Origin of the sequence: Roseateles toxinivorans (assembly GCF_004362525.1) — a bacterium.
Taxonomy (GTDB): Bacteria; Pseudomonadota; Gammaproteobacteria; order Burkholderiales; family Burkholderiaceae_C; genus Paucibacter; species Paucibacter toxinivorans.
The window spans coordinates 1,266,051-1,288,120 of record NZ_SNXS01000001.1 but is presented as its reverse complement, the minus strand read 5'-3'; the positions used below and the strand labels follow the sequence as shown (position 1 = coordinate 1,288,120).

Below are 22,070 nucleotides of genomic sequence, written 5' to 3'. Positions count from 1 at the left end.
GTGGTCAGCGCAGCGAACTGGGCCGTGCCGAGTGCGTTCAGGTCATCGGTGGTCAGGTTGGCGACCTGGGCGGTGCTGAGAGTCGCCACCTGAGCCGAGCTCATGCGGGCGAACTGGTCCGTCGTCAGCGTGTTCAGGTCGTTGGTGCTCAGCGAGTTCAGCTGGCTGGTGGACAGCGCGGTGATCTGGGCCGAGGACAGCGCCTGCAGCTGTTCCGAGGTCAGGGCATCGAGCTGCGAGGACGACAGCGCGCGGACCGCGGCGGTGCTCAGCTGACGCAGGTCGCCGGTTTCGATGGCGGCGATCTGCTCGGTGGCGAAGTTGCCGATCTGGGCCGAGGTCAGCGAGGCGACCTGGCTCGAACTCAGCGCGACGATGTCGGCCGTTTCCAGGCCCGGCATCTGGTCGGTGGTCAGCGAGTTGATCTGACCGGTGGTCAGGGCGGCCACTTCCTCGGTGGTCAGTGCCTTGATCTGATCCGAGCTCAGCGCGCGCAGGGCGCCCGTGCTCAGTGCGCGCAGATCGGCCGTTTCCAGCGTCGAGATCTGGGCGGTGCTCAGCGCCTGGGCCTGGGCCGAGGTCAGCGCGGCGAACTGGGCGCTGCCCAGTGCATTCAGGTCGTCGGTGCTCAGGTTGGTGACCTGGGCGGTGCTCAGGCCGGCGACCTGGGCCGAGGTCAGCCTGGAGAACTGGTCCGAGGTCAGCGTGTTCAGGTCATTGGTGCTCAGACCGGTCAGCTGGGCCACGGACAGGGCCGTGATCTGGGCGGAGCTCAGGCCTTGCAGTTGCTCGGAGCTCAGCGCGTCGAGCTGGGCGGAACCCAGGCCACGCAGGGCGGCGGTGCTCAGCGCACGCAGGTCTGCCGTCTCGATGGCGGCAATCTGGGCGGTGCTCAGATTGGCGGCCTGAGCCGAGCTAAGGGCTGCCACCTGTGCCGAGCTCATGGCGACGATGGAGGCGGTGTCCAGACCCAGGAACTGGTCCGGATTGGTGGTCAGCGCGGCAATCTGTGCAGTCGTCAGCGCGGCCACTTCCTCGGTGGTCAGCGCCTTGATCTGGTCGGAGCTGAAGGCGCGCAGCGCGGCCGTGCTCATGGCGCGCAGATCAGCGGTTTCCAGTGTCGACACCTGGGCGGTGCTCAGTGCCGAAGACTGGCCCGAGGTCAGCGCGGCGAACTGGGCCGTGCCCAGCGCATTCAGGTCATCGGTGGTCAGGTTCGTGATCTGGGCCGAGCTCAGCGTGGCCACCTGGGCGGTGCCCAGGCGGGCGAACTGGTCGCTGGTCAGGGTGTTCAGGTCATTGGTGCTCAGACCGGTCAGCTGGCCGGTGGACAGCGCCGTGATCTGGGCCGAGCTCAGCGCCTGCAGTTGCTCGGAGGTCAAGGCATCGAGCTGTGAAGAAGACAACGCGCGCACGGCCGAGGTGCCCAGGGCACGCAGATCGGCCGTCTCGATGGCGGCGATCTGTTCGGTCGAGAAGTTGCCGATCTGGGCCGAGGTCAGCGAAGCCACCTGGGCAGAGCCCAGGGCGACGATGTCGGCCGTCTGCAGGCCCGGCATCTGGTCGGTGGTCAGCGAGTTGATCTGGCCGGTGGTCAGGGCGGCGACCTGGTCGGTCGTCAGGGCCAGGATCTGGTCGGAGCTCAGCGAGCGCATGGCGCCGGTGCTCAGCGCGCGCATATCGGCCGTTTCCAGGGTCGAGATCTGGGCGGTGCTCAGCGCCTGTGCCTGGGTCGAGGTCAGGGCGGCGAACTGGGCAGTGCCCAGGGCATTCAGGTCATCGGTAGTCAGGTTCTGGACCTGGGCGGTACCGAGGCTGGCGACCTGGCCGGTGGTGAGGCGGGCGAACTGGTCGCTGGTCAGGGTGCCGAGGTCGGCGGTGCTCAGGCCGCTCAGCTGAGCGGTGCTCAGCGCGGTGATCTGGGCCGAGGAGAGGGCCTGCAGCTGGTCGGTGGTCAGCGCGTCGAGCTGCGAGGACGACAGCGCGCGGACGGCCGCAGTGCCCAGCGCGCGCAGATCGGCCGTCTCGATGGCGGCGATCTGTTCGGTCGAGAAGTTGCCGATCTGAGCCGAGGTCAGCGAGGCCACCTGGCCGGAGCTCAGGGCGACGATGTCGGCCGTCTGCAGGCCCGGCATCTGGTCGGTGGTCAGCGAGTTGATCTGGCCCGTGGTCAGCGCCGCGACCTGGTCGGTGGTCAGGGCCAGGATCTGGTCGGAGCTCAGCGAGCGCATGGCGCCGGTGCTCAGCGAACGCAGGTCGGCCGTTTCCAGGGTCGAGACCTGGGCGGTGGTCAGGGCCTGCGCCTGGACGGAGGTCAGTGCGGCGAACTGTGCCGTGCCCAGCGCGTTCAGGTCGTCGGTCGTCAGGTTGGTGATCTGGGCGGTGCTCAGTGCGGCGACCTGGGCCGAGCCTAGGCGCGCGAATTGGTCGCTGGTCAGCGTGTTCAGGTCATTCGTGCTCAGGCCATTGATCTGGGCCGAGCTCAACGCCGTGATCTGGCCCGAGGCCAGGGCTTGCAGTTGCTCGCTGGTCAGCGCGTCGAGCTGGGCCGAGCCGAGGTTGCGCACGGCGGCAGTGCTCAGCGAGCGCAGGTCGGCGGTCTCGATGGAGGCAATCTGCTCGGTGGCAAAGCTGCTGACCTGGGCCGAGGTCAGCGCGGCGACCTGGGCCGAACCCAGGGCGGCCACATCGGCGGTTTCCAGGCCCGGAACCTGGGCCGAGGTGAGGGCGGCGATCTGGTTGGTGCCCAGGGCGGCGACCTGGTCGGTGGTCAGCGCCTTGATCTGGTCGGAGCCCAGAGTGCGCAGCGCAGCGGTGCTCAGCGCGCGCAGGTCGGCCGTCTCCAGCGTGGACATCTGGGCGGTGCTCAGCGCAGCGGCCTGGCTGGCGGTCAGTGCGGCGAACTGGGCACTGCCCAGCGCATTCAGGTCATCAGTCGTCAGGCTGACGATCTGGTCGGTGCTCAGGTTTGCGACCTGGGCGCTGGTCAGGCGCGAGAACTGATCGCTGGTCAGCGTGTTCAGATCACCGGTGCTCAGGCCGTTCAACTGGCCCGTCGTCAGCGAGGTGATCTGTGCCGAGCTCAGGGCCTGCAACTGCTCGCTGGTCAGTGCATCGAGCTGGGCCGAGCCGAGGTTGCGCACGGCAGCCGTGCTCAAGGAGCGCAGATCGGCGGTTTCGATGGCGGCGATCTGCTCGGTGGCAAAGCTGCTGACCTGGGCCGAGGTCAGCGCGGCCACCTGGGCCGATCCCAGGGCGGCCACATCGGCGGTTTCCAGGCCCGGCACCTGGGCCGAGGTGAGGGCGGCGATCTGGTTGGTGCCCAGGGCGGCAACCTGGTCGGTGGTCAGTGCCTTGATCTGGTCAGAGCCCAGATTGCGCAGCGCACCGGTGCTCAGCGCACGCAGATCGGCCGTCTCCAGCGTGGACATCTGGGCCGTGCTCAATGCGGCGGCCTGACCGGCCGTCAGTGCGGCGAACTGGGCCGTACCCAGCGCATTCAGGTCATCGGTGGTCAGATTGACGATCTGGCCGGTGCTCAGATTGGCGACCTGGGCGCTGGTCAGGCGCGAGAACTGGTCGCTGGTCAGCGTGTTCAGATCAGCGGTGCTCAGGCCATTGAGCTGGCCGGTGGTCAGCGAGGTGATCTGTGCCGAGCTCAGGGCCTGCAGCTGCTCGCTGGTCAGCGCGTCGAGCTGGGCCGAGCCGAGGTTGCGCACGGCAGCCGTGCTCAAGGAGCGCAGATCGGCGGTTTCGATGGCGGCGATCTGCTCGGTCGAGAAGTTGCTGACCTGGGCAGAGCTCAGCGCCGCGACTTGTGCGGAACCCAGGGCCACCATGTCGGCGGTCTCCAGGCCGGGCACCTGTGCTGAGGTCAGCGCGGCGACCTGGTTGGTACCCAGTGCGGCGACCTGTTCGGTGCTCAGGGCCTTGATCTGGTCGGAGTCGAGATTGCGCAGCGCCGAGGTGCTGAAGGCACGCAGGTCGGCCGTTTCCAAGGTCGCCACCTGAGCCGTGCTCAATGCGGCGGCCTGCAGCGAGGTCATCGCGGCGAACTGGGCGGTGCCCAGCGCGTTCAGGTCATCGGTCGTCAGGTTGACGATCTGGCCGGTGCCCAGATTGGCGACCTGGCCGCTGGTCAGGCGCGAGAACTGGTCACTGGTCAGCGTGTTCAGGTCGCCGGTGCTCAGGCCGCTGATCTGGGCGGTGGTCAATGAGGTGATCTGGGCCGAGGCCAGGGCCTGCAGCTGGTCGGTCGTCAGTGAGTCGAGTTGCGCAGACGACAGATTGCGGATGGCCGATGTGCTCAGTGCGCGAACATCGGCGGTCTCGATCGCGGCGATCTGCTCGGTCGAGAAGTTGCTCAGCTGGGCGGAGGTGAGCGAGGCGACCTGCCCCGAGCTCAGGGCCACGATGTCGCCGGTCTCCAGGCCTGGCATCTGGGCTGAGGTCAGCGCGTTGATCTGACCCGTCGTCAGGGCGCCGATCTGTTCGGTCGTCAGGGCCTTGATCTGGTCGGAGTCCAGATTGCGCATCGCCGAGGTACTGAAGGCACGCAGGTCGGCGGTCTCCAGCGTGGACATCTGAGCCGTCGTCAATGCAGCGGCCTGCAATGAGGTCAGCGCGGCGAACTGAGCCGTGCCCAGTGCGTTCAGATCGTCGGTGGTGAGGTTGGCGATCTGACCGGTGCCGAGATTGGCCAGCTGGGCACTGGTCAGGCGGGAGAACTGGTCGGTCGTGAAGGTGTTCAGGTCACCGGTGCTCAGGCTGCTGAGCTGGGCGGTGGTGAGCACGGCCATCTGGGCCGAGCTGAAGGCCTGCAGCTGATCGGTGCCCATGGCATCGAGCTGGTCGGACGACAGATTGCGCACGGCGGAGGTGCTCAGCGCGCGAAGATCTGCAGTTTCGATCGCGGCCACCTGGGCCGTGCCGAGGTTGGAGATCTGGGCCGAGTTGAAGGCACCGACCTGGGCGGAGGTCAGTGCGGCGATTTCGGTGGTGCCGAGGCCAGGAAGCTGCGCGGTGGTAAGGGCCCCGATCTGGCCCGTTGTCAGCGCACTGATCTGGTCAGAGGTGATGGCATCGATCTGCGCGGAACTCATCGCGCGCAGGGTGTTGGTGCTGAGGGCGGCGAGGTCGGCGTTCTGGAAGGCGCCGATCTGATGCGAGCCCAGTACCGAGATGCCCTGCGTCGAGATGGCCGTCATGTGCGCCGTGGTCAGCGCAACGATCTGTGCGGTGCTGAACGCGGCCCAATCCTCGGTGCTGAAGTTGCGGATCGTGCTGGTCGGCAGCGCCGCAATTTGCGAGGTGGACAGGAGGTTGATGATCGTCGCCATGATTTGCTCTCTTGATCAATTGCTACGGCAGCCGGACCCGCACTCAGCGCTGAGGGCCCGTCGGCGGCTGCTGTCGGGTTGACGGCAGCCACATTGGAGATCCGTGAATCTCGAAACTTGACTCTGCCGGGGTCGGGTCGCAAGACCCTGCTCCGGCAAAACGATGTTGATTTCCTGCCCCGATTGCGCCGTGATGAAGTTCACAAGTCGACACAGATCGGGTCTACGACCTTGCGGTCGATTCAGTGGGTTATCGGGCTTTGGCCTATCAACTTGAATAGCCAGCCCCGTGCAAGAGGGCTGCGGCGGGGCGCCACGGGGCTTGACGGCCCCGCGGAACTTCGCCAGGAAATGGGTGAATGCACCTCGGGCTCCTCTTGTCCACATGAAGAGCGATGCTAGGGAAATGGCAGTTTGGCGAGCGCCGCATAAGGCGGGCATTCCCGGCACAGTTTGTTACCGAGGCGCGTGAAAGCGTGAGGAGTTCACGGCTGGCGCAAAACAATGGCCTGCACCACTCTCAAGTTCCGCGGCGGCTTGTTGCGTGACATATGTCACCAGCCGTGGACGAGCGGCGCGGTGCGCCGGGCGCCTCAAACGGTGGCGGCCAGTCCGTTGTGGAAGTGCTCCCGCACCAGCTGCTGTGCAGCCTGCGCGTCGCGGGCCAGCAGGGCCTGCATCAGGCGGCGGTGTTCGTCCAGCGACTCGGCCAGGCGGCCCTGCTTGAACAGCGACAGGTGGCGATTGAGCTTCATCACCTTGCGCAGGTCGGTGACGATCTGCGTGCGCCAGCGATTGCCTGCCACCTCAAGCACCTGCATATGGAAGGCCTCGTTGAGGGCGAAGAACTGGGTGCGCTCGGCTATCGCCAGTTCAAGCTGCTGATGCAATTGGTTCAGCGCGGCCAGTTGGTCGTCTGTCGCCTTGATGGCCACCTCGGCCGCCGCGTCGCTCTCCAGTACGGACAGCAGGTGATAGACCTCGGCCACGTCCTGCTGCGACATCTCAGTGACATAGGCGCCGCGGCGCAGCTTCATCGTCACAAGGCCTTCCGTGGCCAGCACCTTGAGCGCCTCGCGTAGCGGCGTGCGGCTGATGCCCCATGCCTGGGCCAGGCGCAGTTCGTCTATCCAGCTGCCGGGTTGCAGCTCGCGCGCAAAGATCTCCTGGCGCAGGCGCTCGGCCACCTGCTCGTAGAGAGCCTGGGGCGCGAACACCGGGGTTTGTCTGGGTGCCGGGGGGGAGCTGGGGGCGCTGGACATGGCGGCGGCTAGCAGGTGCAATTCGCTTGAGCGTCAGGTGCACGTCATATTTTTGAATTCATAATTATGCACCCTGTATGATGACAGGCAAGTGTTGAAACGCAGCAGGAAAGTACAAGCATGTCCGACAGCAACCGCCCCGAATTCGCACCCGCCTCGCTGGCTGCCTGGCAGAAGGCCGCCGCCAAGTCGGCCCCTGGCGGCAATGTGGAGGCGCTGACCTGGCACACGCCCGAGGGCCTGGCCGTCAAGCCGCTGTACACGGCCGAGGACATGGCCGGCCTGCCCCATGCGAACACCTTGCCCGGCTTCGAGCCGTTCCTGCGCGGCCCGCAGGCGACGATGTATGCGGTGCGGCCATGGACGATCCGCCAGTACGCGGGCTTCTCGACGGCCGAGGAGAGCAATGCCTTCTATCGCAAGGCGCTGGAGGCCGGCGGGCAGGGCGTCAGCGTCGCCTTCGATCTGGCCACGCACCGCGGCTATGACAGCGACCACCCGCGCGTGACCGGTGACGTTGGCAAGGCCGGCGTGGCGATCGACTCGGTCGAGGACATGAAGATACTGTTCGACCAGATCCCGCTGGACACCGTCAGTGTGAGCATGACGATGAACGGCGCCGTGCTGCCGGTGCTGGCCGGCTATGTGGTGGCGGCGGAAGAGCAGGGCGTGGCGCAGAACCAATTGAGCGGAACGATCCAGAACGACATCCTGAAGGAGTTCATGGTCCGCAACACCTATATCTTTCCGCCCGAGCCGAGCATGCGCATCATCGGCGACATCATCGAGTACACGGCACAGAACATGCCGAAGTTCAATTCCATCTCAATCAGTGGCTACCACATGCAGGAGGCCGGCGCGAATCAGGCGCTGGAGCTGGCCTTCACCCTGGCCGACGGCAAGGAGTACGTGAAGACCGCCCTGGCCAAGGGCCTTGACGTGGACGAGTTCGCCGGCCGGCTGAGCTTCTTCTGGGCGATCGGCATGAACTTCTATCTGGAGATCGCCAAGATGCGCGCGGCGCGCCTGCTGTGGTGCCGCATCATGAAGGGCTTCGACGCCAAGAACCCCAAGAGCCTGATGCTGCGCACCCATTGCCAGACGTCGGGCTGGTCGCTGACCGAGCAGGACCCGTACAACAACGTCGTGCGCACCACCATCGAGGCGATGGCCGCGGTGTTCGGCGGCACGCAAAGCCTGCACACCAACAGCTTCGACGAGGCGATCGCCCTGCCCACCGAGACCAGCTCGCGTATTGCCCGCAACACCCAGCTGATCATCCAGGAAGAGACGCATATCACCAGCGTCGTCGACCCCTGGGCCGGCAGCTACATGATGGAAAAGCTGACCCAGGACATGGCAGACAAGGCCTGGTCCATCATCGAGGAGGTCGAGGCCATGGGCGGCATGGTGCACGCGGTCGACAGCGGCTGGGCCAAGCTGAAGATCGAGGCCAGCGCGGCCGAGAAGCAGGCCCGCATCGACTCGGGCAAGGACGTGATCGTCGGCGTCAACAAGTACAAGTTGGCCAAGGAAGACGCTATCGAAATCCGCGAGGTCGACAACGTCCGTGTGCGCGACGGCCAGATCGAGCGGCTGAAGGCGATACGCGCCAGCCGCGATACCGCGGCCGTGCAGGCCGCGCTGCAGGCGCTGACCGATGCCGCCGAGGCCAGGACCGGCAATCTGCTGGATCTGTCGATCAAGGCCATGCGTTTGCGTGCAACGGTGGGCGAGATCAGCGATGCGCTGGAAACGGTCTTCGGCCGCCACCGCGCCGACACGCAGAAGGTCACCGGCGTCTACGCCGCGGCCTACGATTCGGCCGAGGGCTGGGAGAAGCTGCAGCACGAGATCGCCGAGTTCGCCGACGATCAGGGCCGCCGCCCGCGCGTGATGATTGCCAAACTGGGCCAGGACGGCCATGACCGCGGCGCCAAGGTTGTGGCCACCGCCTATGCCGATCTGGGCTTCGACGTTGACATCGGTCCGCTGTTCCAGACCCCCGAGGAATGTGCCCGCCAGGCGATCGAGAACGATGTGCACGCGGTCGGTGTGTCGACGCTGGCCGCCGGCCACAAGACGCTGGTGCCGGCCATCATCCGGGCGCTGAAGGACCAGGGCGCCGACGACATCATCGTCTTCGTCGGCGGCGTGATTCCGAAGCAGGACTACGACTATCTGTACGAGGCTGGCGTCAAGGGCATTTACGGCCCGGGCACGCCGATACCGGCCTCGGCCAAGGATGTGCTGGAGCAGATCCGCCAATCGTTGAGCGCCGCGGCAGCCTGAGATGCGGTCTGTACCACCTAGCAGCCTGGCGCAGGCCCTGCTGGCAAACCGTGGCCCCGCGCAACGCCGCGCGCTGGCCAAGGCCATCACCTTGCTGGAATCCACCCGGCCGGATCATCGTGCCCAGGCCGATGCGCTGCTGACCGAGCTGCTGCCGCACACCGGCAAGTCGTTTCGGCTGGGCATCTCCGGCGTGCCGGGCGTGGGCAAGAGCACCTTCATCGAAGCGCTGGGCCTGTTCCTGATCGCCCGCGGCCATCGGGTCGCCGTGCTGGCCGTAGATCCATCCAGCAGCGTGTCCGGAGGCTCCATCCTCGGCGACAAGACGCGGATGGAGCATCTGTCCATGGACGAGCGGGCCTACATCCGCCCCAGCCCGGCCTCCGGCACCCTGGGCGGCGTCGCCGAGAAGACGCGCGAGGCGATGCTGGTCTGCGAGGCGGCCGGCCATGATGTGGTGATCGTCGAGACGGTGGGTGTCGGCCAGAGCGAGACGGCGGTGGCCGGCATGACCGATATGTACTGCCTGCTGCAACTGCCCAATGCCGGCGACGACCTGCAGGCGATCAAGAAGGGCGTGATGGAGCTGGCCGATCTGGTGGTCATCAACAAGGTCGATCTCGACGCCGCCGCGGCCACGCGCGCGCAGGCGCAGATCACCTCCAGCCTGCGGCTGCTGGGCTATAGCGGTCACTCGCACGGACCGCACGACGAGCAGGTCTGGCATCCGCAGGTGATGCAGCTCAGTGCCTTGAAGAACCAGGGTCTTGACAGGTTCTGGGCCGCCGTCGCGCAGTTCCAGAAGCTGCAGACCGCCAACGGCAAGCTGGCCGCACGCCGCCAGCAGCAGGCCAAGGACTGGATGTGGGAGCGCATCCACGCCGGCCTGCGCCAGCAATTTGCCGCCTCACTGGCCGTGCGCGGGGTGCTCGACGACAGAACGCAGCAGGTGCTGCAAGGGCGGCTGGCAGCCTCTACCGCCGCCCGTGAATTGCTCCATCTCTTTTCGGGGTCTGACCCCAATTTAAGCAACGGAAACAGCCATGCATGACATTCAACAGATGCTGGAAGAGAAGCGCGCCAAGGCGCGGCTGGGTGGTGGCGATAAGCGCATTGCCGCCCAGCATGCCAAGGGCAAGCTGACGGCGCGCGAGCGGCTGGAGATGCTGTTCGACGAGGGCAGCTTCGAAGAGTGGGACATGTTCGTCGAGCACCGCTGCGTGGACTTCGGCATGGCCGACAACAAGATCCCAGGCGACGGCGTAGTCACCGGCTACGGCCTGATCAATGGCCGCCTGGCCTTTGCCTTCAGCCAGGACTTCACCGTCTTCGGCGGCGCCTTGAGCGAGGCCCATGCCGAAAAGATCTGCAAGGTGATGGACCAGGCGATGAAGGTAGGAGCACCCGTCATCGGCCTCAACGACTCGGGCGGGGCGCGCATCCAGGAGGGCGTGGCGTCGCTGGGCGGCTATGCCGATGTGTTCCAGCGCAATGTGATGGCCTCGGGCGTGATTCCGCAGATCAGCATGATCATGGGCCCCTGCGCCGGCGGTGCGGTCTATTCGCCGGCGATGACCGACTTCATCTTCATGGTGAAGGATTCCTCGTATATGTTTGTCACCGGCCCCGAGGTCGTGAAGACGGTGACGCACGAGGAGGTCACGGCCGAGGAGCTGGGCGGCGCCACCACGCACAACAGCAAGAGCGGTGTCGCCGACCTGTCCTTCGACAATGATGTCGAGGCGATCCTGATGCTGCGGCGCTTCTTCAACTACCTGCCGCTGAACAACCGCGACAAGGCGCCCAGCCGGCCCAGCGGGGACCCGGGCAACCGGGTGGACATGTCGCTGGACACGCTGGTGCCCGACAACGCCAACAAGCCCTACGACATGAAGGAGCTGATACTGAAGACCGTCGACGATGGCGACTTCTTCGAGCTGCAGCCCGACTACGCCAAGAACATCATCATCGGCATGGGCCGCATGGACGGCCAGACGGTGGGCATCGTCGCCAACCAGCCGCTGGTGCTTGCCGGCTGCCTGGACATCAAGAGCAGCATCAAGGCGGCGCGCTTCGTGCGCTTCTGCGATGCCTTCAACATCCCGGTCATCACCTTCGTCGATGTGCCCGGCTTCATGCCCGGCACGGCCCAAGAGTACGGCGGCATCATCAAGCACGGCGCCAAGCTGCTCTATGCCTATGCCGAGTGCACGGTGCCCAAGGTCACGGTGATCACGCGCAAGGCCTACGGAGGCGCCTACGACGTGATGAGCTCCAAGCACCTGCGCGGCGACGTCAACTTCGCCTGGCCCAATGCCGAGATCGCCGTGATGGGCGCCAAGGGTGCGGTGGAGATCATCTTTCGCGAAGACAAGGGTGACCCGGCGAAGCTGGCCGCCAAGGAGGCCGAATACAAGGCCCGCTTTGCCAACCCCTTCGTGGCCGGCGCGCGCGGCTTCATCGACGACGTGATACAGCCGCACGAGACGCGCAAGCGAATCTGCCGGTCCCTTGCCATGCTCAAGGACAAGAAGCTCGAAAACCCGTGGCGCAAGCACGGCAACATCCCGCTGTGATCAGGATGACGGAGAAAACCATGTTCAAGAAAATCCTGATTGCCAACCGCGGCGAGATTGCCTGCCGGGTGATTAAAACGGCTCAAAAGATGGGCATCAAGACGGTGGCCGTGTACTCGGAAGCCGACAAGGATGCCCGCCATGTCGAGCTGGCCGATGAGTCGGTGTTGCTCGGCCCGGCGCCGTCGCGCGAGTCGTATCTGGTTGCCGACAAGATCATTGCCGCGGCCAAGGCCACCGGCGCCGAGGCCATTCACCCCGGCTATGGCTTCCTCAGCGAGAACGAGGCGTTTGCGCGCCGGGTCGAGGAAGAAGGCATCGCCTTCATCGGCCCCAAGCACTACTCGATCGCGGCCATGGGCGACAAGATCGCCTCGAAGAAGCTGGCCAACGAGGCGAAGGTCAACACGATTCCGGGCTACAACGAACCGATCCTGTCGGCGGATGAGGCGGTCAAGATCGCTCAAGGCATAGGCTACCCGGTGATGATCAAGGCCAGCGCCGGCGGCGGTGGCAAGGGTCTGCGCGTGGCCTTCAATGACAAGGACTGCTTCGAGGGCTTCACCAGCTGCCGCAACGAGGCGCGCAACAGCTTCGGCGACGACCGCGTCTTCATGGAGAAGTTCGTCGAGGAGCCGCGCCATATCGAGATCCAGGTGCTGGGCGACTCGCATGGCAACGTCGTCTATCTGCACGAGCGCGAATGCTCGATCCAGCGCCGCCACCAGAAGGTGATCGAGGAGGCGCCGTCGCCGTTCATCTCCGAGGCAACGCGCAAGGCGATGGGTGAGCAGGCCGTGGCCCTGGCCAAGGCGGTGAAGTACCAGAGCGCGGGCACAGTGGAGTTCGTGGTCGGCAAGGACCAGAGCTTCTATTTCCTGGAAATGAACACCCGGCTGCAGGTCGAGCACCCGGTCACCGAATGCATCACCGGCGTGGACCTGGTGGAGCAGATGATTCGCATCGCTGCGGGTCACCCTTTGCCGTTCAAGCAGGAGGAGATCAGGCGCGAGGGCTGGGCGATGGAATGCCGCATCAATGCGGAGGATCCGTTCCGCAGCTTCCTGCCCTCCACCGGCCGCCTGGTGAAGTACCAACCGCCCGAAGCTGCGCTGGAGCAGGGCCGCGAAACGCTGCAGGGTGCCGCCTACGAGAACGGCCAGTTCGGCGGCGTACGCGTCGACACCGGCGTCTACGAGGGCGGCGAGATCCCGATGTTCTATGACTCGATGATCGCCAAGCTGATCGTGCATGGCCGGGACCGCAATGACGCGATTGCCAAGATGCGCGAGGCGCTGAACGGCTTCGTGATACGCGGCATCTCCAGCAACATCCCGTTCCAGGCGGCGCTGCTGGCCCATCCGGATTTTGTCAGCGGCAATTTCAATACCGGCTTCATTGCCCAGCACTACGCGGGCGGCTTTCGCGCCGAGGATGTGCCGCACGACGATCCGCTGTTCCTGGTGGCCCTTGGGGCCTTCATCCGACGCAAGACGCGCGAGCGTGCCGCCGGCATCAGCGGCCAGTTGGCCGGCCATGAGGTGCAGATCGAGAGCGACTATGTGGCGGTGGTGAACGAGGGCGCTGGTCAGTTCCAACGGCATCAGCTGCATGTGTCCGAGTACGCGGGTCAGACAGGCCTAGCCACGGTGCAGATCGATGGCAAGACCTTCCGCATCGAATGCCGCTCGCGGCTCAATGACATCCGCCTGAGCGGCACCGTCAACGGCCAGCCCTTTGTGGCCCAGGCCGAGCGCGGCGCGGCCAAGAACCCGCTGGCCTACAAGCTGACCCACAACGGCACCGCCATCGAGGTGATGGTGCTGAGCCCGCGTGCCGCGGGTCTGCATCAGCTGATGCCCTACAAGGCGCCGCCGGACACCAGCAAATTCCTTCTCTCGCCGATGCCCGGCCTCTTGGTGCATATCGCCGCCCAGCCGGGTCAGCTCGTGCAGGCCGGCGAGCGCCTGGCCGTGATCGAGGCGATGAAGATGGAGAACATCCTGCTGGCCACGCAGGACGTCAAGGTGGCCGAGGTGCTGGCCAAGACGGGCGAGAGTCTGTCGGTCGATCAACCGATTCTGAGGTTTGAATGATGTCAGCCAAGCCCTACAAGATCCTCGGCATCCAGCAGATCGCCATCGGCGGCCCGGACAAGCAGCGTCTGCGCGGCCTCTGGGTCGACATCCTGGGCCTGACGGTCACCGGCAACTTCATCTCCGAGCGCGAGAACGTCGATGAAGACATCTGTGCGATCGGCACGGGCGCGCACAAGATCGAGGTGGACCTGATGCAGCCGCTGGATCCGGACAAGAAGCCGGCTGTGCACACCACGCCGCTGAACCACGTCGGCCTGTGGGTGGACGATCTGCCCCGCGCGGTCGAATGGATGTCGGCCAACGGCGTGCGCTTCGCGCCGGGCGGCATACGCAAGGGGGCGGCCGGATACGACATCTGCTTCATCCACCCGAAAAGCAATGACGAGTTTCCGATTGCCGGCGAGGGTGTGCTGATCGAGCTGGTGCAGGCGCCGCCCGAGGTGGTGGCGGCGCTGGCAGGCTGATGCGCAGGCTGCGAACGCCGCTTGTTTTTGAATGGGTCGGGAACTTCTGCCCGCTCCGGGCGCAATAGAGAGGAAGCCACTCTCCCAGCCGCGCCCCAAATGCCTTTCTTCCGCAAGCCCGCCGACGATCCGGACCAGGCTCTGCCCGGGCTGATGGCGCGGCTGCTGGGCGGCGACACCCGGGCGCTGGATCTGATCTACCGCCAGGAATCGGGCGCCGTCTACCGCTATGCGCTGGCCCTGTGCGGCAACCCGGCCTGGGCCGCCGATGCGATGCAGGACGCCTTCGTTGCCTTCGCCGGCCGACCCGAAGGCTGGGACGCCGCCCGGGGCAGCCTGGGGGCCTATCTGGCCGGCACGGCCCGCTACGCGCTGCTGGCGCGCTGGCGTGAGGCGCGCGTTCATGTCGAGGTGCCGCAAGGCGATGAGGACGAGCCGCCAGCAGAGTGCGGCGCCCATCCCAGCCCCGAATCCCTGCTGGTGTGCGCCCAGGACCAGGCCCAGGTCTGGGCCGCCATCCATGCGCTGCCCTGGGCGTTTCGCGAGGCCCTGGTGCTGGTCGATCTGCAGGAGCGGCCCTATGCCGAGGCCGCCCGCATCGCCGGCGTTGAACTGAACACCCTGCGCACCCGGCTCCATCGTGCGCGCAGCCGTCTGGCCGCGCTGCTCAATGCCGGTCAAGGAGTCGCCGCATGAAACCCGCCCGCCCCGAGCAGGGGCCCATCCCGCTGTCAACAAGCCTGCGTGCCACGGCCCGCGAGCTGCAGGCGGCCCAGCCGAGCGAAGCCCGCAGCGCCGCCGCCCGGTCGGCGATGCAGGCCGCCTTCCGCCTGGCCAGGCCCGCTGCCGTTGCCACACCCCGGCAGCGGCGTTGGGGCGGCATGCTGGCCTGGTCGGGGGCCGCCACCTGCGCCGTGGTGCTGCTCGCCGCGACCGCGCTGCTGATGACTACCCCGGCCGGCGATGTGGACCAGGCCAGGCCCTTGCTAAAGGCCGGCGACTTCATGCCCCTGGTCGCGCCCGAGCGCTGGAGCGCCTACCTGGAAGGCGGCGCCGCGCCGGCGGGTGCCGCCTGGGTGGTCGCCACCGAGCTGCCGGGCGACCGCCTGGCCGCCCTGGGCCTGCCCTACGACCCGGCCCGTGCCGGCGATCGGGTGCGTGCCGAGCTGCTGCTACATCCGTCCGGGGATGTGCTTGCGGTGCGCCTGTTGCGCTGATTTCTCTTGTTGCTCGTTTGAAGAGGTACTGCCATGGACATCCCCACCCGTCATCTGCTGCTGTCACCGTTGCTGCTGGCCGCCGGCTGCGCGCTGGCGCAAACGACCGAGATTCCGGAAGGCCGCGATCGCCCGATCGCCCAGGTCGAAGCTCATGTGCGGGCGGTGCAAGACAGCGCCGCCTTCTCTTTCGGCGACCTGGGCCAGGAGCGTGTCGTCAAGGGCGCGGCCTACTGTGCCGACGCGGTGCATGAGAGAGTGCAGCCGCTGGCCGACGGCAATCGTATCGTCCATGCGCAAAGCACACGGCTGTGCCGCGATGGCGAGGGCCGCACGCGCCAGGAGGTGGAGCGCGGCGGGCGGCGCATCGTCTATCTGCGCGACCCGGTGGCGCGCGAGTACTGGATGCTGGACACCGAGCGCAAGACCGCCCGCCAGATTGGCGGCATGGTCTTCGCCGATCATGAGATGGACCACGGAGCCTGGCGCGAGTACAGCGAACGGATGCGCGAATGGGCGAAGAGGCTGAGCGCCGAGGTGCGGGCCGGCGTCGGTGCGGGCAGGGTGGTGGCGCCGCAGCCCCCGGGGGCCCCAGCCCCGCCGCTGCCGCCGGCTCCCCCTGCGCCCGTGGTGCTGGCGCCGGGGCAGGACGGTGGCCTGCAGGTGCTGCGCATCACCGGCGACCAGGTGCTGCCGCCCATGCCCGGCATGCCGCCGCTGCCGCCCTTGCCCCCGGTGCCACCCGAGGCCGTGACGATGCGGGCGCTGAGCCTTGCACCGCGCGGGGCGGGCGTGCAGTCGCCGCTGGGCAGCAAGGAGATCGACGGTCTGAAGGTCAACGGCGAACGCACCACCTGGACCATCGCCGCCGGCAAGGTCGGCAACGAAAAGCCCATCCTGATCACCCGAGAGGTCTGGACCTCGCCCGAACTGATGCTCACTGTCAACTCACGCGACTTCGACCCGCGCAGCGGCGAGGTCAACTACCGTCTGCAGAATCTGCGGCGCGGCGAGCCCGAGGCGGCGCTGATGCGCGTGCCGGCCGACTACGCCAGCACCAGACTGGCCCCGCGCCGGCCGCGCGCCTCGGAGCCCACGGCCAAGGGCTGAACTCAGGCCCGCGTGGCCTTTGGAGCGTCCAGCGGAAAGGCCGTGCAACCCAGCCGCGTCGAAATGTCGCGGCTGGCGGCCTGCAGCATGGCCACCACCTCGGGCGCCTTGGCCTCGTCGTAGCGGAAGGTCGGGAACGAGATGCTCAGGCCCGCGATAGGCTGGTTCAGGCGGTCGAAGATGGGCACGCCCAGGCAGCGGATGTGGTCGTCGAACTCCTCGCGGTCCTCGCCGAAGCCCTGGGCCTTGACGCGCTCCAGCTCGGCCAGAAAGGCGGCCGGCTCGACGATGGTCTTCTCGCGGAAGCGCTTGAACTCGGCCCCCTGCAGCACGCGGTCACGCCGGGCCGGATGTTCCCAGGCCATCAGCACCTTGCCGATGGCAGTGCAATGCAGCGGCGCGCGCCGGCCGACGCGCGAATACATGCCCAGCATATGGCGCGAATCGACCTTGTGCACGTAGATGATCTCGCTGTCGATCAGCGTGCCCAGGTGGACGGTCTCGCCGGTCTGGTCGGCCAGCAGCTGCATATGGTGCTTGGCCAGATCGACCAGGTCGGGGTACTGCAGCGCCTTGGTGCCCAGCTCGAACACCTTCATCGTCAGGCCATAGCCCTCGGTGTCGGCCTCCTGGCGCACATAGCCCAGGGTGCGCATGGTCTGCAGAAAGCGGTAGATCGTCGCCTTGGGCATGGCCAGCCGCACCGACAGATCGGAGATACCGGTTTCATGCTTTTCGGACAAGGCCTGCAGGATCGCAAACACCTTCAGCACCGCGGCAACCGATTCCGGCTGCTTGGCGTCGTACAGATCGTCATCCATTCGTTTTGATTTCTCTGGGCAGCTGTTTCAAATTGGATTGTGTACCGATTGGCTTTCGGACTCAAGCCGCGACCACTACAAACGCCCCGCACCGGCACCGGCTCGCACCTTGGCGGCCACCTGGCCGGCTTCATCCGGCGGGCCGTGGTGCGTGGGTTGCCAGCCGACATCGCCGGCAATCTCTGCGCCCGGATTGGCCGCGCGCAATGCTTGCAACAGATTGACAGGCCGTCCGTTGTGCCAGGAGCCGCTGTCGAAAAAGGCCGAGCCCTTCCACAGCTTGAGCAACTGGGTTGCGGCAATCGTCGGCGAGGTTTCCCAGACGTTGCGCTCGCTGTAGATGCGCGACTGGAAGCCCACGCCAATCGAATAGTCGTAGGCATAGCCGGCGTTCGCGTCGCCGACGAACAGGTTGTTGTACAGATGGACCTGGCCATAGCGGACGCGCGGTGTGCGTGCCTTCACCCGTTCCCAGAGATTGTGATGAAAGGTCACACGCAGCTTGCCGGCGTCGAGCTGCTGGCCATCGGAGCTGCCGATCAAGTTGGTCTTGTCATGGTCGCGGAAGTGGTTCCAGGACAGTGTCACGAGGTCGGATTGATTGGAAATATCGAGCAGGCCGTCATGGCGCTGCAGGCGCCGGCCCAGGGCCAGCGGCTCGGCGTGGTCGGGGCGTGGGCCATCGTCGAAGCTGCAGTGGTCCACCCAGACCCGGCTGGCGCCGCGCAGGGTCAGGTTGTCATAGTCCGAGTTCCACTCGCCGCCGTCGCCATCCCTGGGATCCCAGGCCGGAAAGAAGTCGTAGGCATCGGAGAAGTGGATGTTGCGGATGATGATGTTGGAGACCTTGCTCAACAGCAGACCGCCGTTGACGATGGCCGCGTCTGGGCCAAGGCCGATCAAGCTGGTGTTCGACGGCACGAGCAACTGGACTCGGGCGGCCTGATGCTTCGCTGAGCGCTGGCGGGCCTGCTCCAGCGGTCCCTCAGGCCGCTTCATGCCCCAGCTTGCCGGGTCATAGGCCTTCAGAAAGGCCGCCAAGTCAAAGGCCGGGTCGCGGTAGTCGGCATAGCCCAGCGGCTTGCCGGTGTCGTCAACACTGAGGTCGATGCGCCCGCGCACGGCGATGACCTTGGGCCGCTCGCCCAGGGCCAAGGCGGCCACCAGCTCGGCACGATTGCTCACCGCCAGATGATGCTGGGGCAGGGCGGCGGCGCCGCCCGACGTGCCGAGCCCCGCTGCCGCCCAGCCATCGTTGCTGCCCAGCACCTCGGATGCCAGCGCCGAGAGTGCCCTGTTGTTGAACTCGGTCATCCGATTGGCCGCAGGCCCGGTGCCGCTGAACGGCCGGCGCGAGGTCGATGCCGCCCAGGGGCCGATATGCGGGCCGATCAGGCTGTCGCGCACCAGCGCCTGGCCGTTGGGCGAGGTGTCAGCCTCCCAGGCGCCGCGAGGCACGCCGAAGTCCCAGGCCCGGCCCAGTGAAATCGCGCCGGGCTTGAGTCCGGGCTCCGCCATGAAGCGGCTGTCCGTGATCAGCAGGCCCAGACGGGTGTCGGCCGCCGTGCTGGGCGCCAGCACATGACCGCCCGAGCCCGGCGCGCGCCGGCCGGCACGGCTCAACACCGTACTGTTATCTATCACCAGCGTGGCATTGCCGAAGATGAAGTCCACATCGCCCGCGATCAGGCTGTTGTGCACGTACACGCGCGACGGCGCAACACCCGGCACAGCGCGGACGTAGAAGGTATCCTGATGGCCCAGCAGGCGCACATTCTCGAGCTGTATCCTGTCCCCCTGAGTCATCAGCGCCACCGCCTGGGCCCCACCGCTTTCTCCGACACCGGCGGGGTAGCCGACGCCGTCACGCACGGCGTCCATCGCGTCATTGGCGATGGTCAGGTGGGCGAGCTGAAAGTCGTCGCTGAAGATCGCCACCGAGGCGCTGCCGGCCGTGCCATGGCTGGCCGCCTGGAGATCGGGGTAGCAGGGGTTGGCGGCATCAAGGCCGGCGCGCTTGGGCTCGGCGTTGTAGTGGCCCTGGACAATCACCGTGGCGGCCGGGTTGTCGATGCCGCCGTACAGCGTGATCGGCGCCTTGCCCTGCACGCAGAGTTGCTCCCGGTAGCCACCGGCTTGGACCTGGATGTAGTGGCGTTTGCTGCTGCTGCCCTGCGCCGGCACGGCGTCGAGCGCCGCCTGTACCGTCTTGTGCGTGCCGCTGCCATCGGTGGCAACGATGAAGTCAGGCGTCCAGCGTTTCGTCAGATCGGCCGGCTGCCAGGGCGCGCCGCCCTGGGCCAGATAGTCGGCCACCTGATGGCGGGCGGCATCAACCGCTGCGAGCTGAGGACGGGGCTCGGCATGGGCCAGCGCGGCCACGGCGACCAGCGTCAGCAGCCAGCGCTTCATGCGGGAAGGTCGGCCAGATAGAGCGCCGGCTCGCCCTCGGCGTCCGAGCTGTACAGCACCCGGCGCTGGTCCGGCGTGAACGAGGGATGGGGATGGGTAACCTGGCGATTGCCCTTGTAGACGCGCCAGGAGCTGTCATGCCGTGCCACCGCGCGCTCTGTGCCCGCCTTCAGATCGAACAGATGCAGGTAGGGGTCGGTCTTGATCTGATGGCTGCCGGTGTCGGCCACGTCTGCGGGGGAGTCGCAGCCGTCGCCGATCAGCAAGGTGCCGTCCTGGTTGCTCATCAGGTGCGAGCAGGGCGGCATCAGCACCAGGCGCCTACTCTCCAGCGTGACCGGATCGAGCGAGCAGATCCAGCGGTCGCTCTGGCCTTTCAGGTAGGAGACGTAGATCATCGCCGAGCCGTCCGGCACCCAGAACTCATGGGTGCAGGCCTCGCCCTCCAGGTGCCGCTTGCCGCAGCGGATGTTGCTGCCGTCCTCGTTGATGAACCACATCCGCGCATCGACCAGGTCGTGCGGGCCTTCGTGGCAGTAGGCGACCGTGTTGTCGTCGAACGGGCGGTACTGCGGATGGCCCAGCCAGCCGTCTTTCTCCAGTATCACTTCGCGGTGGCCTGTGGCCAAGTCGATGCGTATCAAGCGGCAGCGCGGCTTGGCATGGAACATCTCGTGGAACTTCTTCCAGTCGCTCAATGGGAACCAGTCGTCGGCATGTATCTCGATGCCGACCATCCGGGTAGCGGAGCTGTTCGACACCCAGGTGCCGTAGCCGACCCATCCCTGAGGCACGGTGTAGACCACCTCTTCGCTCAGGTCCGCGAGCGTCAGCCGTATCAGCTGGCGTTCGGCACGCACGAAGTAGAGATGGCGATCATCAGGGCTCAGGAAGCCGCCGAAGGTGTTCTCGCCCCTCTGGTCGGTCAGCTGGGTCGCGACCTGCGTCTGCAGATCCAGCAGGTGGTAGTTCCAGTTCGGGCTCTCCTGCGGTCCGTACTCGGCGCCGAAGATCAGTTTGCTTCCGTCGTTGGTGAAGCACTTCTGGTAAAAATAATTGCGATGGCAGGTCACGTCGGTGGGCGTGAGGCGGGTCACGCGGGCACCGGTGTCGGCATCGACACGGGTCTCGAACTGCAACTGGCGTTGGGTGGATTTGCTCATGATGGGCTTGCTACTTGATTCTTCTCAACAAGGCGTTGCCGTCCTCGATCAGACGGGTCGCGGCGTCCTGGTCGCTGGTCTTGCCGTAGGCAATGGTCTCGAACACCTCGCGCATGAATTTCTGCATGCGGGCATGTTCGAACAGCGGTGAGGGCAGGGCGATATTGCCGGCCAGCTTCTGTTTCTTGATCTGCTCGTAGGCGCGCAGCTCCAGCTCGGGCAGCTTCTTTTCCTTGACCAGCAGCTGGTACTGGGCGTCGACCAGCGGCACGCCACGGGTGCGGCCGAGTATCAGCGCGGCCTCGGGGTCGCACAGCAGGAAGTTGATCAGCTTGGCGGCGATTTCGGCCTTCTTGCTGTTGCGGCCCAAAGCGAACATCACCGTCGGGCGGCCGAACATGCCGCTGTTCTTCGCGCCGGGCAGGGTGGGGAAGTCACCGAGGGTCAGTTTTTGCTGCTTGTCCAAGGTGCTTTCGCGCAGGCCTATCGATGAGTCCCAGGTGAAGTTGCCGGCCCAGTTGCCGACCACCCAGTCCTGCTGCTGCTCGGTGGCCTTCTCGGCGCCGCCGAGACTGGCGCGCAACTTCAGCGGCGTGGCCACATGGCCGTCGATCAGCTTCTTGTAGATCTGCACCCATTCGAGCGCGGCGGCCGGGCTCATCGCCACCTGGGGCAGCTTGGGGTCCACATAGGGCGTGCCGTACTTCTGCTGCACATAGGCCTGGGCCAGCAACATCATGTCGTAGAGCTCGCCATCCAAGGGATAGGCCTGGTCGCCCAGCTTCTGCCGGAACTGTTTGCCGGTGGCGAACAGCTCGTCCCAGGTGGTGGGCAGTGGCACGCCGGCCCGCTTGAAGGCGGCCTCGTTCCACAGCAGCACCCGCGCGCTGTAGGACACCGGCAGCGCATTCAGCCGCCCGGCCACTGTGCCCATGGCCAGGTCCTCGGCGCTGAACTGGTCCAGGGCCAAGACCTGCTTGTACTGGTTGAGGTCGGTGAAGCCGTTGCCGCGCTTGGAGAACATCGCCATCCAGGCCCAGTTGATCTGCATCACATCGGGCTCGGAGCCACCGGCGATCTGGGTCGTCAGCCGCTCCAGATAGCCGTTGAAACCCATGTACTCGGCCTTGATCTTGACGCCGGGGTTCTTGCGCTCGAACGCGGCAATGGCCTTCAGGGTGGCCTGGTGGCGGGCACCGCCGCCCCACCAGGCGAAGCGCAGCACGCTGTCTTGGGCCAGTGCCGGCTGAGCTGCGGCACCGAGCGCCAGGGCGGCCAACAGCACCCGTCGGCGGTTCAGAAAGGGCTTCGTCAT

Annotated in this window: 14 protein-coding genes; 8 read left to right on the top strand and 6 right to left on the bottom strand. The window is 66.3% G+C overall.

The annotated features are described in order from the left end of the window. Together DES47_RS05730 and DES47_RS05725 are read right to left on the bottom strand one after the other, a co-directional pair. Positions 1–5,339: heme utilization protein (locus DES47_RS05730; RefSeq protein ID WP_133699650.1), on the bottom strand; the 5,339-nt coding region annotated here is incomplete at its 3' end. A 593-nt stretch (positions 5,340–5,932) separates the two neighbouring features. Further along, the gene (locus DES47_RS05725; RefSeq protein WP_133699649.1) at positions 5,933–6,601 is read right to left on the bottom strand and encodes a GntR family transcriptional regulator; all 669 of its coding nucleotides are present in this window, start codon (positions 6,599–6,601) and stop codon (positions 5,933–5,935) included. 120 nt (positions 6,602–6,721) lie between these two features. On the opposite strand from DES47_RS05725, the gene scpA reads away from it, so the two are divergent. The 8 genes from scpA (at position 6,722) to DES47_RS05685 (ending at position 16,359) form a co-directional block, all read left to right on the top strand. Beyond that, complete coding sequence (gene scpA, locus DES47_RS05720; RefSeq protein ID WP_133699648.1) at positions 6,722–8,893, top strand: methylmalonyl-CoA mutase; 2,172 nt, start codon at positions 6,722–6,724, stop codon at positions 8,891–8,893. A 1-nt stretch (position 8,894) separates the two neighbouring features. Next, positions 8,895–9,944 (top strand): methylmalonyl Co-A mutase-associated GTPase MeaB, encoded by a 1,050-nt coding sequence (gene meaB / locus DES47_RS05715; protein ID WP_133699647.1) that lies wholly within the window; start codon positions 8,895–8,897, stop codon positions 9,942–9,944. Beyond that, the gene (locus DES47_RS05710; protein ID WP_133699646.1) at positions 9,937–11,469 is read left to right on the top strand and encodes an acyl-CoA carboxylase subunit beta; all 1,533 of its coding nucleotides are present in this window, start codon (positions 9,937–9,939) and stop codon (positions 11,467–11,469) included. Before meaB ends, DES47_RS05710 begins: the two co-directional genes overlap by 8 nt. A gap of 20 nt (positions 11,470–11,489) precedes the next feature. After that, positions 11,490–13,565 carry an acetyl-CoA carboxylase biotin carboxylase subunit gene (locus DES47_RS05705; protein WP_133699645.1) on the top strand — a complete coding sequence of 692 codons (2,076 nt, stop codon included), beginning with the start codon at positions 11,490–11,492 and terminating at the stop codon, positions 13,563–13,565. Beyond that, entirely contained in the window at positions 13,562–14,032 is a 471-nt protein-coding gene (locus DES47_RS05700) for a VOC family protein (RefSeq protein ID WP_208114907.1), read from the top strand. The genes DES47_RS05705 and DES47_RS05700 overlap by 4 nt, the downstream gene beginning before the upstream one ends. 99 nt (positions 14,033–14,131) lie before the next feature. Further along, positions 14,132–14,728 (top strand): RNA polymerase sigma factor, encoded by a 597-nt coding sequence (locus tag DES47_RS05695; protein ID WP_133699644.1) that lies wholly within the window; start codon positions 14,132–14,134, stop codon positions 14,726–14,728. Beyond that, positions 14,725–15,249 (top strand): hypothetical protein, encoded by a 525-nt coding sequence (locus DES47_RS05690; RefSeq protein ID WP_133699643.1) that lies wholly within the window; start codon positions 14,725–14,727, stop codon positions 15,247–15,249. Before DES47_RS05695 ends, DES47_RS05690 begins: the two co-directional genes overlap by 4 nt. Before the next feature lie 33 nt (positions 15,250–15,282). Next, a complete protein-coding gene (locus DES47_RS05685) occupies positions 15,283–16,359 on the top strand; it encodes a hypothetical protein (RefSeq protein WP_133699642.1) in 1,077 nt (358 codons plus the stop codon). A 2-nt stretch (positions 16,360–16,361) separates the two neighbouring features. Here the strand turns inward: DES47_RS05685 and kdgR are convergent, their stop codons facing one another. From kdgR to DES47_RS05665, 4 genes are all read right to left on the bottom strand, one after another. After that, positions 16,362–17,180 (bottom strand): DNA-binding transcriptional regulator KdgR, encoded by an 819-nt coding sequence (kdgR, locus tag DES47_RS05680; protein ID WP_133699641.1) that lies wholly within the window; start codon positions 17,178–17,180, stop codon positions 16,362–16,364. Between the two features lie 75 nt (positions 17,181–17,255). Continuing rightward, entirely contained in the window at positions 17,256–19,592 is a 2,337-nt protein-coding gene (locus DES47_RS05675; RefSeq protein ID WP_133699640.1) for a pectinesterase family protein, read from the bottom strand. Then, the gene (locus DES47_RS05670) at positions 19,589–20,755 is read right to left on the bottom strand and encodes an oligogalacturonate lyase family protein (RefSeq protein WP_133699639.1); all 1,167 of its coding nucleotides are present in this window, start codon (positions 20,753–20,755) and stop codon (positions 19,589–19,591) included. Before DES47_RS05670 ends, DES47_RS05675 begins: the two co-directional genes overlap by 4 nt. 10 nt (positions 20,756–20,765) lie before the next feature. Continuing rightward, positions 20,766–22,070, bottom strand: coding sequence for an ABC transporter substrate-binding protein (locus DES47_RS05665; RefSeq protein ID WP_208114906.1), 1,305 nt, complete (start codon positions 22,068–22,070; stop codon positions 20,766–20,768).

What these genes read in the sequence shown, in the direction of transcription:
- DES47_RS05665 (WP_208114906.1), bottom strand. Translation starts at nt 22,070, where the DNA reads ATGACGAAGCCCTTTCTGAACCGCCGACGGGTGCTGTTGGCCGCCCTG.
- scpA (WP_133699648.1), top strand. Translation starts at nt 6,722, where the DNA reads ATGTCCGACAGCAACCGCCCCGAATTCGCACCCGCCTCGCTGGCTGCC.
- DES47_RS05685 (WP_133699642.1), top strand. Translation starts at nt 15,283, where the DNA reads ATGGACATCCCCACCCGTCATCTGCTGCTGTCACCGTTGCTGCTGGCC.
- DES47_RS05695 (WP_133699644.1), top strand. Translation starts at nt 14,132, where the DNA reads ATGCCTTTCTTCCGCAAGCCCGCCGACGATCCGGACCAGGCTCTGCCC.
- DES47_RS05710 (WP_133699646.1), top strand. Translation starts at nt 9,937, where the DNA reads ATGCATGACATTCAACAGATGCTGGAAGAGAAGCGCGCCAAGGCGCGG.
- DES47_RS05725 (WP_133699649.1), bottom strand. Translation starts at nt 6,601, where the DNA reads ATGTCCAGCGCCCCCAGCTCCCCCCCGGCACCCAGACAAACCCCGGTG.
- DES47_RS05700 (WP_208114907.1), top strand. Translation starts at nt 13,562, where the DNA reads ATGATGTCAGCCAAGCCCTACAAGATCCTCGGCATCCAGCAGATCGCC.
- DES47_RS05670 (WP_133699639.1), bottom strand. Translation starts at nt 20,755, where the DNA reads ATGAGCAAATCCACCCAACGCCAGTTGCAGTTCGAGACCCGTGTCGAT.
- DES47_RS05675 (WP_133699640.1), bottom strand. Translation starts at nt 19,592, where the DNA reads ATGAAGCGCTGGCTGCTGACGCTGGTCGCCGTGGCCGCGCTGGCCCAT.
- DES47_RS05690 (WP_133699643.1), top strand. Translation starts at nt 14,725, where the DNA reads ATGAAACCCGCCCGCCCCGAGCAGGGGCCCATCCCGCTGTCAACAAGC.
- DES47_RS05705 (WP_133699645.1), top strand. Translation starts at nt 11,490, where the DNA reads ATGTTCAAGAAAATCCTGATTGCCAACCGCGGCGAGATTGCCTGCCGG.
- meaB (WP_133699647.1), top strand. Translation starts at nt 8,895, where the DNA reads ATGCGGTCTGTACCACCTAGCAGCCTGGCGCAGGCCCTGCTGGCAAAC.
- kdgR (WP_133699641.1), bottom strand. Translation starts at nt 17,180, where the DNA reads ATGGATGACGATCTGTACGACGCCAAGCAGCCGGAATCGGTTGCCGCG.